This window comes from Streptomyces sp. NPDC057939, from assembly GCF_042887545.1.
Taxonomy (GTDB): domain Bacteria; phylum Actinomycetota; class Actinomycetes; order Streptomycetales; family Streptomycetaceae; genus Streptomyces.
This window is the reverse complement of sequence record NZ_JBHVPG010000101.1, coordinates 1-13,643: the sequence shown is the minus strand read 5'-3', so window position 1 is coordinate 13,643 and position 13,643 is coordinate 1. Positions and strand designations below refer to the sequence as shown.

Here is a 13,643-nt window from a genome sequence, read left to right as displayed (position 1 = left end):
GCACCTCCCCGCACCTGCGGTACGCGGCGACCACCGACGAGGGCGGCCGCGGCCTGTTCCTGGTGGCCCAGTACGCCGAACGGTGGGGCACCCGCTACACGGACCGCGGGAAGGTCATCTGGGCGGAGCTGTCCCTGACGGGCGGCCCCGAGCCGACGGCGGGGCCCGCCCCCGACCTCGACGCGCTGGAGGACCTCGCCTGGTGACGGGCGCCGTCCCGCGGGCCGGCGCCCTCAGCAGGCCCTGGTGCGGGCCAGGAGGACCGCCACGTCGTCCTGGGGGGCGCTGGGCAGCAGCTGGGTCAGGATCCCGTCGCACAGCTCCTCCAGGGGCTGTGCGGCCCACCGCAGGGCGCGGCCGAGGCGCTCCATGCCCTCGTCGAGGTCACGGTCGCGGGCCTCGATGAGGCCGTCCGTGTACAGCACGAGGAGGCTGCCGGGCGGCAGCGGCACCTCCTCGGTGCGGAAGTCCTGCCCGCCGGTGCCGAGCGGGGTCCCGGACGGCCCGTCGAGGAAGGTGACCGTGCCGTCCGCGGCGGCCACGGCGGGCGGCGGGTGTCCGGCGCGGGCGATCACGCAGCCGCCGGTCGCCGGGTCGTGGACGGCGTACACGCAGGTGGCCATCTCGTCCTCGCCGAGGTCGGCGACGACCGCGTCGAGGGAGCGCAGCAGCCGGGCGGGCGGCACGTCCTCGCGCGCGAGGGTCCTCACCGCCGTGCGGAGCTGGCCCATCACGGCGGCGGCGTGGATGCCGTGGCCCATCACGTCGCCGATGACGAGGCCGGTGCGGCCCCGGGGCAGTTGGATGACGTCGAACCAGTCCCCGCCGACGTCGTGGTCGCTGGCGGGCAGGTAGCGGCCGGTCAGTTCGAGGCCGGGGACCTCGGGGAGGGCGCTGTTGGTGAGGCTGCGCTGCAGGGTGCGGGCGGCCTGCCGCTGGGTCGTGTACATCCGGGCGTTGTCGATGTTGAGGGCGGCGCGCGCGACGAGCTCGTCGATGAGCACGCCGTCCTGCTCGTCGAACGGCTCGCGTTCGCGGACCCGGGTCACGGCCACGGCTCCGAGCACCGTGCCGCGGGCGACCAGCGGCACCATGCGCGCCGAGCCGAGGGTGGCGAGGTAGTCGCGCAGGGGCTGTTCGCGCGGGTCGGTGATCAGCACGGGGATGTCGGACGCGAACAGGGCCATCGGGACGCCCTCGGTGACGACCCGTTCGTAGACCGTCCCGGCGGGGACCTGGAAGGTCTGGCCGGCGGTGAGCTTCGCGGTCGGCGCCGTCGGGTCGGGGAACGTGGCGGCGAGCCGGCGCAGCACCCCGCGGGTGGAGGCCGCGGACTCGTCCGGGTCGAGGACCGATTCGAGGATCTGCACGTCGGCCGAGTCGGCGAGCTGCGGCACCAGCAGGTCCACGATCTCCTGTGCGGTCTGGCGCAGGTCGAGGGTGGTGCCGATGCGCGTCCCGGCCTCGGCGAGGAGGGCGAAGCGGGTGCGGGCGCGCTCCGCCTCCAGCTGGGCCCGCTGGCCCTCGGTGATGTCGATGAGGGAGGCGATGAGGCCCAGGCGGCGACCGCTGCCGTCGAGCAGCGGGGCGTACGAACAGGACCAGGTGCGGTCGTGCTCGGGGTCGGCGGGGGTGCGGCCGGTGCGGCGGACGTCGACGACGGCGCTGCCGCGCTCCAGCACCTGCCGCATGGTCGCCTCCAGCGCGACCGCGTTGACCCCGGGAACGACCTCGGTGAGCCGTTTTCCGAGGTGGTCGGCGGCGGGGACGCCGTTCATCCGGGCCAGGGCGTCGTTGACCCGTTGGAAGCGCAGGTCGGGCCCGAGGGTGGCGAGGCCTATCGGTGACTGGGTGAAGAGGCTCTGGAGCGCGACGAGGGAGTCCCGCATGTGCAGGACCTCGGAGGTCTCGACGGCGATCAGGAGGGCGCCGGTGCGGCCCTGCGGGTCGGCGGCGGGCACGATCCACATCTCCATGACCACGCGGTGCCCGTCGCGGTGGCGCACGGGCAGCGTGCCGACGACGGTCTCGCCGGCCTGGACGCGGCGGGTCAGGTCCCCGGCGAGCTCGCGGTTGGCCTCGGGGACGAGCACGGCGGTGCCGGGCTTGCCGAGGATGTCCTCGGGGCGGTGCCCGAGCAGGTCCTGGGCGGCCAGTGACCATTCCACGATGCGGCCGTCCGCGTCCTCCCGCCACAGGGCGATCGGCAGCAGCTCACGGAGTACGCCGGCGTATCCGACCGCCGCCATCGGCTGATCGGGCACCTCGCTCGTCGACTGGTAAGTGTCCAACGCACCGACCTCACCCCGGGGGGCCTGTTTCCTTCCGATTCACCCTATCCGAGGGCTTGGGACGGCGCGTCGGGGCGGACCCGGGCGGGGAAGGGACCCCGCACGCCGCGTACGGCCGCCCGCCCTGCCGCGGGCGGCCACCGGCCGGGTCAGAAGTCGGCCTGCGCCCGTACGTCGGCGCGGCCGACCGACTCCAGCTCCCACATCTTGCAGTAGAGGCGACGGATGTACTCGATGTCGATGTTGCGGCGGTGCGCCTCGTTCACCGGGTAGAGCACGGTGAGCTCGTAGGAGCGCTCGCCGTTGATGTCGCCCTCCTTGTCACGCCACTGACCACGCCCCTCCTGGAGGGTCAGGCCGGCCGGGAAGCGGGGCGTGACCACGTCGGCCACGAACTTCATGAACTGCTCCTCGGTGATCGGCGGGTTGCCGTTGTGCCGGCCGGTGCCGAAGTACAGGTGCGTCGAGATGAAGGGGCTGCCCACCTGGGAGGCGGACTGCTGCTCCGCCGCGGCCGTGGTGGCACGTGTCTCGAACGCGACGTCGGCCACGGGTCTTCCCACGGCGAACAGGAGCGCGCCCACCGCGAAGAGGGCGGCGGCGGGCAGCGGTATCCGGATCTGGCGCATGTGTCTTCTATCCCTGTCTGTCGTTCGTGGAGGGGGGTGGCGATGGGGGCTGTGCCCGGGGTCCGGCCCGCGCGGCTCAGGCGGGCAGGGACTCCAGGAGGTGGACCGCCGCTTCCTTCAGGCGGCCCGGCGCGCGCCCGGACCGACACAGGCCCCGCGCCGTCCGCCGCAGGGTCCCGGTGGTCCGTACGGAGCCGATCGCGGCGGCGCGCGGCGCGAGCTCGGCGACGAGGTCCTCGGCCTCGTTCCAGGCGCCGGCGCGCACCAGGGCCGCGAGGAGTTCGGCGGTGAACAGGTGCCGGTAGGAGGGGCCGGGGGCGGTGGCCGCCGCGTGCAGGAGCGGGATGGCCCGGTCCCAGTGCCGCAGCCGGGCGAGGACCCAGCCGCGGTGGCCGAGGAGTTCGCTCTCGTCGATCCACCAGGCCCAGTGCGGGTCGCGGCGGGAGACGCCGTCGAGGAAGCGGCTGCGGGCGCGGCCGATCAGCGCGAGGGGTTCCCGGCGGTCGCCGAGCATCGCGACGGCGTGGGCCTGCCGGATCAGGACGAGGCTGTTCACCCGGGCGGGCAACGGCTTGGGGCCGCCGACGCGGGCGGCGCTCGCCAGGGCCGCCCGCGGCCGGCCGGTGTGGGCTTCGAGCATGCTGTGGTTGAGCAGCACCAGCCTCGCCGTCCACCGGTCGCCGCACAGCTCGGCGAGGGCCAGGGCCCGCGCGTTCATCCGCCGGGCCGGGAAGTGCAGGCCGGCGTCGAAGAGGATCCAGCCGATGACCTCGGCGAGCTCGGCGAGCGCGGCGAGCAGGTCGCCGTCCTCGGCGTGCAGGCTCGCGGGGTCGGCCGACAACTGCGGGAAGCGCCGCAGGGCCTCGCGTACGGCGGGCAGGGCGACCGTCGCGCCCCGCTCGCTGTCGAGGGCGACGAGCCGCCGGATCGTGTCCAGCGCCGGGCCGAGCGGCGCGCGGGGTTCCTCGGCCGGGGCCGCCGCGGGGTGCGCGGACGCGGGGGGCGGTGGGGCGCTCACGACAGGAGCCCCGCGTCGATGGCCCCCTCGCGGCGTCGACCGAGGGTGGTGAAGGACGAGGCCACCTCCGTCAGCCACTCCACCTCCTGGCGGAAGTCCTCGTACGGCGGGCGGACGGGGATGTCGGCGGTGTCGGCCTGCTCGGCGCGCTGCTCCGCGGGGAGGCTGAGCACGGCGCGGACCTGGAGGGCCTCCCCCAGTGGTGAGGTGGGGTCCTCGGGGAGGTCCAGGGAGCGGGCGACGCGGGCGAAGTCCGCGAGGGAGAGGGAGGTGCGGAGCATCAGCTGGCCGTCGCGGATCTCGATGACGCGCCGGTAGAGGCTGTAGTGCGGGTCTCGGGGCGGGATGAGGTCGCGCGGCAGGGAGCGGGGCGGGTCCAGCGCGATGTCCGGCGACGCCTCGTAGAGGGCCCACCACAGCGGTCGCAGCCGCAGGTAGGAGCGGTAGCTGCGGAACCAGCCGCGGGCGCGGGTGACGCGGATGCCCCAGGAGGGGATGGTCCAGCCGACGATCTGGAGCAGGGCGCCGATGCTGCCGCTCGTCCACTGGATGGGGTCGAGCGCGGCTCCGTCGAAGTCCAGTCGGGTGCCCGCGATCTGGATGCTGCGGGTCACGCAGTAGACCAGGATCAGGCTCGCGCCGACGGTGACGGTGCGCATGCCGACGGCGAGCCACTGGCGGTTGGCCATCCTGGTGAAGCGCAGCGACAGCCGTACGGTCTCGAACTGTCCGATGGCGCAGATCAGCAGGTAGAACGACATGTACAGGGCGTACCGGCCGTCCTGGATGCTGAGCAGGATCGTGGAGGTGGCCGTCTCCGACTTGGCGGCGGGGCCGACGGCCAGCGAGGTGGGGACGAGTACGCACAGCGCGGCGCCGAAGAACAGGACGCGGCGGCGAGCCATCCGGCGGGCCTCGGCGGGCGGGGACGACCAGTAGACGAGGACGACCTGCTGGGCCGCGGTCAGGATGACGACCGCGACCTGGGTGATCAGCGAGGTGATGTTGGGCAGTCCGAAGAATCCGGAGATGTGCAGCCGCAGCAGGTCGAGGTCGACCAGGAAGCTGATCCCGGAGCAGAGGAAGTAGGTGCACAGCGCCCACAGGGCGATGTCGTTCTTCCTGCGCAGCAGGTCCGGAAGGCGGTAGGCGAAGGCCGCGATGCCGACGACGGCGCAGACCCACGCGAGGATCCCGTAGATCACAGGCACCCCTGGTCCGGCTTGCCGAGTCCGTTCTCGATGCGGGCGACGATCTCCGCGGCGTCCGCGGGCACGCCCCAGGCGGGTTCGGTCCACCGTTTCGAGGCCCGCGCGAGGATCAGCGAGGCCATGGTCTCGGCTTCCTGTTCCTCGTCGTCGCTGTAGCGGGAACGCATCAGCATGCCGCGTACGGCGGCGGGGTCGACGTCGGGAATCAGCCGGCCGGAATCGCCGCCTGCGAGTTGCACCGAACCGTTGTGGTCGAAGGCGATGTGCGCCAGTTCGTGCGCGATGATGTGTTCTTTGTGTGAGGAGGACGCGGCTTTCTCGTACACGATGACGTCGAAGTCATCCATTTTCAGCCATATGCCGAACAGGTGGCGTTCGGGGAACGGCGTGGATATCAAATGGATGGGCCGGTTGCGCTGCTCGGTCAGGTGGCGGTGGAGTTCGTCGATGCCGCACCCGTGCTCCATGCCCCACTGCGCGAGGAGCCCCTCGCAGGTGTGGCGGACCTTCTTCAGGCGGCGCCGGAGCCTTCTGTCCTCGGACGTCGATGACGCAGAGCCAGGTAACTTCATCCTCAGTCCTCCGCCGAACCCCTGCGCGGCCGTACCCGTCCGGCCACGCCGCCGGCCCCGTAACGGCCGGCACGGAAAGGGAATGAAACCCCCTCCGCCTCGGCACCACGGCGTCCGAAGGGTTCCGATTCCGGGGCGACGACGCGGCCATGATGCCACACGCCCGACACCCTTATCCGTACGACGAGTTCCATCCGGCCATTCCCCGACCGTTTCCGCCATCGGGCCGCCAGGGATTTCGGCCACGCCTTTCACGGAACTTCTACGAATTCACCGAAATGTGCCGTGAAAGCCGGTCCGCGCCCGGGCCGCCACCCACGGCACGCGCCCGGGGGCGCGCGCCGCCGGGAGCGCGGCGTCTCAGTGCACGAGCCGGGCCCGGAGCGGGAGTTCGACCGGGTCCAGGACGGACGCGATGCCGCGGGCGAGGCACGGGATCCGGTGGGGCGGGATGCCCGCGATGTTGATGCGGCCCGAGGTGGTTCCGTAGATGGCGAACTGCCTGCGCAGCAGCAGCATCTGGGGGGAGGTGAGCGGCAGCATGGAGAACATGCCCTTCTGCCGTGCGAGCGCCCCGGCCTGCACCTCGCAGCCCAACGCGGCCAACTGTGCGGTGAGTTCGCTGCGGTTGGCGGCTATCCGGCCCCGCATGAGGTCCAGTTCGGCCTCCCAGGAGCGGCGCAGCCGCTCGTCCTCCAGGATGGTCGTCACGACGGCGGCGCCGTGCTCGGGCGGCATCGAGTACAGGGTCCGGGCGGCGTTCTGCAGGGCGGTCTCGGCGTGCCGCACGGACCGGGCGGAGGCGCCGATGACGACGGCGCAGCCCGTACGGTCGCTGTAGAGGCCGAAGTTCTTCGAGCAGCTGACGGCCACCAGCATCTCCGGCACCCGCGCGGCGAGCATCCGGGTGGGGGCCAGGTCGGCCTCCAGCCCGTCGCCGAGCCCGTGGTAGGCCAGGTCGACGAAGGGGACCCAGCCGTTGCGGGCGGCCAGCTCGGCCAGCACCGCCCAGTCCTGCGGGGAGGGGTCGGCGCCGGTCGGGTTGTGGCAGCAGCCCTGGAGCAGGACGACGTCGTCGTGCCGCGCCGCGCCGAGGTCACGCAGGACGGTGTCGGCGTCGAAGCCGCCGTCGGCGTCGCGCCAGGCGTAGGTGCGCACGGTCAGGCCGGCGGCCTCCAGGATGGGCCGGTGGTTGACGTAGGCCGGATCGCTGATCCACACCGTCGTGCCGGGTCGGGTCCGGCAGATCAGGTCGGCCAGCAGCCGCAGCGCGCCGGATCCGGCGACGGTCTGCACGGCCGCGGCCCGGTCGGCCGGACCGCCGGGGCCCAGGACCATCGAGAGCAGCGCCCGGTTGAAACCGGCGTTGCCGGAGAGCCCGCGGTACTCCTTGGACTCGGATCGTTCGGCCAGCAGGATCTCGGCCTCGCGGACGGCCGCCATGACGGGCGTGCGGCCCGTCGGGTCGCGGTAGACGCCGAGGACGAGGTTCAGCCGCTCGGGGCGCTCGTCGGTGCCGAACTCGTACGTCAGGTCCCACAGCGGGTCGGTGGGCGGCGGGGGAAGGAGCTCAAGCATCTGCGGGAACCTCGGGTCGCGGGCGGGCGTGCGGGCGGGGACGGCGGTTGGCGAGGACCACGCCGGCGGTGATGAGGGGGACGCCGACGAGCACGGCGACGGCCGGCTTCTCACCGAGCAGCGGCACGGCGAGCAGGACGACGGCGACGGGGCTGAGACTGCCGACCACCGAGGCGCGCTCGGCGCCGAGCCTGCGGATGGCGAAGGCGTACAGGAGGCCCGCGCACAGGCCCACTCCGAGTCCCTGCACCACCAGGAACAGGAGGATGTCGCCGCCCTCGGCGCGCGCGATGCCGGTCGGCAGCACCCCGGTCAGCACCAGGAGGGCGATGACGGCGAAGGAGGGCAGGCAGAGCAGGCCGATCGAGCCGACGGGGTCGAGGTCCACGTCGCGCAGGCCGACCGTGTAGAGGGCCCAGAGTCCGCTGGCGACGAGGAGGGTGCCCGCGCCGGCCAGCACGTCGGTGTCGACGGGGACTACGTGGCGCCAGACGAGGGCGACCACCCCGGTCGCGATCAGGGCGAGGCCGGCGGTCTGCGCCCCGCGGGGCAGGCCGCGGCCGCGGGCGGCCATGAGGGCGGAGACGAACAGCGGGACCATGCCGGGGACGATCGAGCCGACGAAGGCGGCCGAGGTCAGGGAGCCGCCGTGCATGGCGGCGAGGAAGAACGGCACCCCCGCGCCGCAGACGATCTTGATGGCGGGGCCGGGTCGGACCGCCGCGATGCGCGCCCGCCGCCGCCACAGCGCGGGGAGCAGGACGACCAGCGGGACGCCGAAGCGCAGCAGGGCCGCGTCGGCCGGCAGGAGGGTGGAGGAGCTCAGGGCTCGGGCACTGAGGGCGAAGGCGGCCCAGATCGCCACGGTCACCAGCAGGGCGGCCATGCCCTGGGCCTGGGGGGAGAGCCCGCGGCGGCCGGGGTTTCCGGCCTGCGGGCCCACCGCGTCGAGAGGAGCGGCCGCCCCGGTGGTTGTGGTCGCGACCAACGAAGTTGCTCCAGCCTGTGAGAGCGGACCGGTCTGGTCCGTTCCCCCGCAACGCTAGGGCCTGGGCCGGGGCAGCCGATTGCCAGTTCTGTCGCTCGGACGTACGTTTGGGGCAGGATCTGCCAAGAACCGCCCCGGGAGGGCCCATGGACGCCGTCGATCTGCAGATCGTCCGGGAATTGCAGGCCGACGGACGGCTGTCGAACCAGGACCTCGCCGACCGCGTCAGGCTGTCGCCGTCCCCGTGTCTGCGCCGGGTCCGCCGGTTGGAGGAGACGGGGCTGATCCGCGGCTACACGGCCATGGTCGACCAGGTCGCCTTCGGCCTCCCCGTCACCGTCTTCGTCCGCATCCGCCTCGAACGGCACACGGCGGAGGCGGTCGCGGTGTTCGAGGAGCACGTCGCGGTCATCGAGCACATCCAGGACTGCTACCTGATGGCGGGCAGCAGTGACTACCTGCTGCGCGTGGTCATCGAGGACCTGGAGGCGTACGAGGCCCTCGTGCGCCACCGGATCCACGCCATTCCCGGCATCGCCTCGATCGAGTCGAGCTTCGCCTACGGCAGCGTCAAGCAGACCCGGGCCTACCCGCGCCCCTCCCCCGGCGGGGCCGCACGGGGGCGGTGACGACCCGGCCCGCCCCCCTGCGGATCCCGCCGGGCCCTGCGCCGGGGTCGACGGCCGGGCCCTGCGCCGGGTCGACCGCGCGGCCCTACGCCGGGTCGGCCGCGGGGCCTGCGACGGCCGTCTCGAAGGCCGCGTGGGCCGCCGCGTCGAAGAGCACGAACCGGACCTCCTCGACCTCGGTGCGGGTCGCCCGCACCGTCTCGACCGCGATGCGGGCGCCGTCGTCCATCGGCCAGCCGTAGATCCCGGTGGAGATGGCGGGGAAGGTGACCGTACGGGCTCCCAGCTCGTCGGCGACGCGCAGGGATTCGCGGTAGCAGGAGGCGAGGAGCGCGGAGCGGTCCTCCTCCTTCGACCACACCGGTCCGACCGTGTGGATGACGTGCTCGGCCGGGAGGCGTCCCGCCGTGGTGGCCACCGCCCGGCCCGTTTGCAGGCCCTTGCCGTAGTGGGAGCGCCGCAGGTCCTCGCACGCGGCCAGGATCTCGGGGCCGCCGCGTCGGTGGATGGCGCCGTCCACTCCCCCGCCGCCGAGCAGCGAGGAGTTCGCGGCGTTGACGATCGCGTCCGCCGGTTCGGCGGTGATGTCTCCGAGGACGAGGACGATGCGGGCCATCAGGAAGCCTTTCGCAGGTGGCGCCAGACCGCCTTGGCGGCGTTGTGGCCCGACATGCCGTGGACGCCGGGGCCGGGCGGGGTGGCCGAGGAGCACAGGAACACCGCGGGGTGGGCGGTCGTGTACGGGGACAGGGTGAGTTTGGGGCGCAGCAGGAGTTGGAGGCCGGAGGCCGCGCCGCAGGCGATGTCCCCGCCGACGTAGTTGGGGTTGCGGGCCGCGAGCTGCGGCGGCCCGGCCGTGGCACGGGCCAGTACGAGGTCGCGGAAGCCGGGGGCGAAGCGCTCCAGTTGCCGTTCGATGGGTTCGGTGAGGTCGCCGTCCCAGCCCGACGGGACGTGTCCGTACACCCAGAACACGTGCTTGCCCTCGGGTGCCCGGCCGGGGTCGACGAGGCTGGGCTGGGCGGCGATGAGGAAGGGGTTGCGCGGGGCCCGGCCGCCGGAGGCGAGTTGCAGGGCGGCGTCGATGTCACGGGTCCGGGGGCCGATCTGGACGGTGCCGGCCCGGCGGGGGTCCTCCGCGGTCCAGGGCACCGGCCCGTCCAACGCGTAGTCGATCTTGAAGGCGGCGGCCCCGTACCGGTAGCCCTCGTAGGCGCTGCCCAGTCGGGCGATGCGGGCAAGGGCGGTCGGGGAGGTGTCGAAGACGTACGCGCGGGCCGGCGGGAGGTCGTCGAGCCGCTTGACCTCGAAACCGGTGTGCACGGTGCCGCCGAGGTCGCGCAGGTACCCGGCGAGGGCGTCGGAGAGGGATTGCGATCCCCCGCGCGGCAGCGGCCAGCCGCCCGCGTGGGCGGCGAGGGCGAAGACCAGGCCGACGGCCCCGGTCCCGATTCCGCTCAGCGGGGCCATGACGTGCGCCACCAGTCCGGCGAAGAGGGCGCGCGCCCGGTCGTCTCGGAAGCGGCGCAGCAACCAGGTGGAGGGCGGCAGTCCGGTGAGCCCGAAGCGGGCGAGGGTGACCGGGTCCCGGGGCAGCGCGGTGTTCGGCAGGGACATGAAGTCGCGGGCGAGGGTGTCCCATTTGCCGAGGAACGGCTCCACCAGGCGCCGGTAGGCTCCCGCGTCCCTCGGCCCGAAGGAGGCGGCCGTCTCGGCGACGGACCGGGAGAGCACGGCGGCCGTGCCGTCGTCGAATGGGTGGGCCATCGGGAGCGGGGCGTGCAGCCACTCCAGTCCGTACCGCTTGAGCGGCATGGTCCTGAACACGGGCGATCCGGCGCCCAGGGGGTGGACCGCCGAGCAGGGGTCGTGCCGGAAGCCGGGGAGGGTGAGCTCCTCGGTCCGGGCGCCGCCGCCGACGGTGTCCCCGGCCTCGAACACGGCCACGGAGTGGCCCCGGCGGGCCAGTTCGACGGCGGCCGTCAGGCCGTTGGGCCCCGCCCCCACCACGACCGCATCGAGAATCGGCGGCACTTGCGACTCCTTCGTCCGATGGGCACTGGCCCCACCCTATTGCGCCGCCCGCGCCGATCGGGTCCGCCGGCGGCCCGGCGGCGGGCCTACGCCCCGCGCAGCAGGTCCCGCACGCGTACGGTCGTGGCCTCGTCGCGGCCGATCGCGAACGGGAGGGCGTTGTCGCGGTCCACCCGGAAGGGCACCCCGTCGACGGTGCTCTGGGTTCCGCCCGCCTCGGCGACGAGCAGGAGCCCGGCGGCGTGGTCCCAGGCCGAGGGCCAGTTGAAGGCCAGGGCGTCCATCTCCCCGCGGGCCACCTTCAGGTATTCCAGACCGGCCGACCCGCAGGGCCGCACGGCGACGCCGGGCACCTCCAGTCGGGCAAGGATCCGCCGCTCCTCCTCCGTCGTGTAGAGCGGGTGGGCGGTGGCCACGCGCAGTTCGGCGCCGGACTCGGGCGAACCGCTGTGGATCCGCTCGCCGTTGACGTACGCGCCCTGACCCCGCACGGCGGTGGCCAGCTCGTCCAGGGCCGGGGCGAAGGTCCAGGAGGCGAGGATCTCGCCGCGCAGGGCCAGAGCCACCAGGGTGCAGAAGGCGGGGTCGCCGTTGACGAACTGCCGGGTCCCGTCGACCGGGTCGACGATCCAGACGGGGGCCTCGGCGCGCAGTGCCCGGTAGACGTCCGGGTCGGCGTGCACGGCCTCCTCGCCGACCACGGCCGAACCGGGCAGCAGCTTGGTCAGCGAGGCCGTCAGGTGTTCCTCGGCCAGTCGGTCGGCGACGGTGACCAGGTCGTGGGGGCCGCTCTTCTGGTCCACCTCGTGGTCGGCGAGCTGCCGGAACCGGGGCATGATCTCCACGGCCGCCGCCTTGCGCACGGCCTCTTCCACGGCGGACAGGTCACGGGCCAGAAATTCATCGATCATGCGTCCAGCAAAGCACGCCCGACCGACAAACCCCACCCCCGCACGCGTCCGAGCGACGCACGCCGGACGACGTGCGGGCGAACGGGCCCGGCGGGTCGTGGGATTGTGGCTTCCGGCCGGCTCACCGGCCTGCCCTTGACACTGTAAGTAAACTTTCCTAACTTGGCCCGACGTCACCGCCCCGCCACCGTTCCGCATCCGACCGCCCCGCCTCCGGGTCCGCACCACGACCCGCCCCGTTCACGTCGTGGCCCGTGAACTCAATGAACGAAATGATGACGCGGGCGCACGCGTGCGGTAATTCTAAGCGGAACCGCGCGCCTTGACGTATTTCCGATCACGTTCAACGGAAGGCGCCGTCGATTTATCGGCCTCTTACTTACGCGGGCAGCACGAAGCATCGGAAATGCTATCCGTGTCATCCCGGGATGCGTGCCGAATAGGGAAACGGTGAGGCGAAGTCGGCGCGGGTCGACACCCGTCGGCAAGTATGGCCGAGCCCGGCCGACTTGCGGCGCCCCGAGGGTTTCGGTCAGGTAAATTCGCGCGTGCGGGAGGGGCCGGCGCCCCGTGCGCGCCGGCCCCTCCCGAGTCGGTTACTTGCCCATGCCCCAACGGACGGGGGCGATCTGCTTCGACATGATGGTGATCAGCTCGTAGGCGGCGTGCGAGGCGGCGATCGAGGTGATGCCGGCGTGGTCGTAGGCCGGCGCGACCTCGACGATGTCGGCGGAGACCAACTGGCAGTCGGCGAGGCCGCGCAGGATCTCCAGCAGTTCCCTGGAGGTCATGCCACCGGCCTCCGGGGTGCCGGTCCCCGGGGCGTGCGCGGGGTCCAGGACGTCGATGTCGATGGAGATGTACAGGGGGCGGTCGCCGACCCGCTCGCGCAGTTGCTGGGCTATCTCGTCGACCCCGCGCCTCATCACGTCCGCCGAGGTGACGATGCCGAAGCCGAGCTTGGCGTCGTCGTCCAGGTCCTTCTTGCCGTAGATCGGGCCCCGCGTGCCGACGTGACAGAGGGCGGAGGTGTCGATGACGCCCTCCTCGACGGCCCGGCGGAAGGGCATTCCGTGGGTGTACTGCTGGCCGAAGTAGTCGTCCCAGGTGTCCAGGTGGGCGTCGAAGTGCAGGACCGCCACCGGCCCGTGCTTCTTGGCCACGGACCGCAGCAGCGGCAGCGCGATCGTGTGGTCCCCGCCCAACGTCATCAGCCGGGCGCCGCCGGAGAGGAGCTCGTCGGCGGCGGCCTCGATGGTCTCCACCGCCTCGTTCGTGTTGAACGGATTGGCGCTGATGTCGCCCGCGTCGGCGACCTGGCTGTAGTGGAACGGGTAGACGTCCTGCGCCGGGTTGTAGGGGCGCAGCGTTCGGGAGGCCTCGCGGATGGCGTTGCCTCCGAAGCGCGCTCCGGGACGGTAGGTGACACCGCCGTCGAACGGGACTCCGACGACGGCGATGTCCGCCTTCTCCACCTGGTCGATGCGGGGGATGCGGCCGAACGTGGCCTGACCGGCGAAGTGCAGCGTCCGGTCGGTCTCGGTCGGTGCCAGCGGCGGGGTCGGTCCGTTGGGCTGGGCGGTCATGGTGCGGTCCGTGCCTTTCCGGGTACTGCGGCCCGGTGCCCCGTTGGCGGGCCCGGGCGCGGGTGAGGGGACGCCGGGCGGCTCCCGGGCGTGCGGTGTTCTACTGCGGCGGGTTGCCGTGCTTGCGCGACGGCAGGTCGGCGTGCTTGGTGCGGAGCATCGCGAGGGCGCTCGCGAGGACCTCGCGGGTCTCGGC

The 13,643-nt window shown here is 73.0% G+C and carries 13 protein-coding genes; 2 read left to right on the top strand and 11 right to left on the bottom strand.

Going from position 1 to position 13,643, the window contains the following annotated elements:
- Nucleotides 1-206, top strand: a 206-nt coding sequence (locus ACFVS6_RS42290) for an ATP-binding protein (protein WP_389711870.1), incomplete at its 5' end; no start/stop codon positions are given.
- A 27-nt stretch (nt 207-233) separates the two neighbouring features.
- Here ACFVS6_RS42290 and ACFVS6_RS42285 read toward each other — a convergent pair.
- From ACFVS6_RS42285 to ACFVS6_RS42255, 7 genes are all read right to left on the bottom strand, one after another.
- The gene (locus tag ACFVS6_RS42285) at nt 234-2,291 is read right to left on the bottom strand and encodes a SpoIIE family protein phosphatase (RefSeq protein ID WP_389711869.1); all 2,058 of its coding nucleotides are present in this window, start codon (nt 2,289-2,291) and stop codon (nt 234-236) included.
- 149 nt (nt 2,292-2,440) lie between these two features.
- A complete protein-coding gene (locus ACFVS6_RS42280) occupies nt 2,441-2,920 on the bottom strand; it encodes a DUF3574 domain-containing protein (protein ID WP_389711868.1) in 480 nt (159 codons plus the stop codon).
- 76 nt (nt 2,921-2,996) lie between these two features.
- Entirely contained in the window at nt 2,997-3,938 is a 942-nt protein-coding gene (locus ACFVS6_RS42275; protein ID WP_389711867.1) for a DNA-binding protein, read from the bottom strand.
- Nucleotides 3,935-5,143: an MAB_1171c family putative transporter gene (locus tag ACFVS6_RS42270; RefSeq protein ID WP_389711866.1), complete on the bottom strand. Its 1,209-nt coding sequence runs from the start codon at nt 5,141-5,143 to the stop codon at nt 3,935-3,937. Before ACFVS6_RS42270 ends, ACFVS6_RS42275 begins: the two co-directional genes overlap by 4 nt.
- Nucleotides 5,140-5,721, bottom strand: a complete 582-nt coding sequence (locus tag ACFVS6_RS42265; RefSeq protein WP_389711865.1) for a toxin — start codon at nt 5,719-5,721, stop codon at nt 5,140-5,142. Before ACFVS6_RS42265 ends, ACFVS6_RS42270 begins: the two co-directional genes overlap by 4 nt.
- 360 nt (nt 5,722-6,081) lie before the next feature.
- Nucleotides 6,082-7,299 (bottom strand): aromatic amino acid transaminase, encoded by a 1,218-nt coding sequence (locus tag ACFVS6_RS42260; RefSeq protein WP_389711864.1) that lies wholly within the window; start codon nt 7,297-7,299, stop codon nt 6,082-6,084.
- On the bottom strand, nt 7,292-8,287 hold the full coding sequence (locus ACFVS6_RS42255; RefSeq protein WP_389711863.1) for a DMT family transporter: 996 nt from the start codon (nt 8,285-8,287) through the stop codon (nt 7,292-7,294). The genes ACFVS6_RS42260 and ACFVS6_RS42255 overlap by 8 nt, the downstream gene beginning before the upstream one ends.
- Before the next feature lie 146 nt (nt 8,288-8,433).
- On the opposite strand from ACFVS6_RS42255, the gene ACFVS6_RS42250 reads away from it, so the two are divergent.
- Nucleotides 8,434-8,916, top strand: a complete 483-nt coding sequence (locus ACFVS6_RS42250) for an Lrp/AsnC family transcriptional regulator (RefSeq protein WP_389711862.1) — start codon at nt 8,434-8,436, stop codon at nt 8,914-8,916.
- An 85-nt stretch (nt 8,917-9,001) separates the two neighbouring features.
- Here ACFVS6_RS42250 and ACFVS6_RS42245 read toward each other — a convergent pair whose 3' ends face one another.
- From ACFVS6_RS42245 to speB, 4 genes are all read right to left on the bottom strand, one after another.
- Nucleotides 9,002-9,532 carry an O-acetyl-ADP-ribose deacetylase gene (locus ACFVS6_RS42245; protein ID WP_389711861.1) on the bottom strand — a complete coding sequence of 177 codons (531 nt, stop codon included), beginning with the start codon at nt 9,530-9,532 and terminating at the stop codon, nt 9,002-9,004.
- Complete coding sequence (locus tag ACFVS6_RS42240) at nt 9,532-10,950, bottom strand: phytoene desaturase family protein (protein WP_389711860.1); 1,419 nt, start codon at nt 10,948-10,950, stop codon at nt 9,532-9,534. Before ACFVS6_RS42240 ends, ACFVS6_RS42245 begins: the two co-directional genes overlap by 1 nt.
- An 86-nt stretch (nt 10,951-11,036) precedes the next feature.
- The gene (locus ACFVS6_RS42235) at nt 11,037-11,861 is read right to left on the bottom strand and encodes an inositol monophosphatase family protein (RefSeq protein ID WP_389711859.1); all 825 of its coding nucleotides are present in this window, start codon (nt 11,859-11,861) and stop codon (nt 11,037-11,039) included.
- A gap of 596 nt (nt 11,862-12,457) precedes the next feature.
- A complete protein-coding gene (gene speB, locus ACFVS6_RS42230) occupies nt 12,458-13,447 on the bottom strand; it encodes an agmatinase (protein ID WP_389711857.1) in 990 nt (329 codons plus the stop codon).
- Nucleotides 13,448-13,643 lie beyond the last annotated feature (196 nt).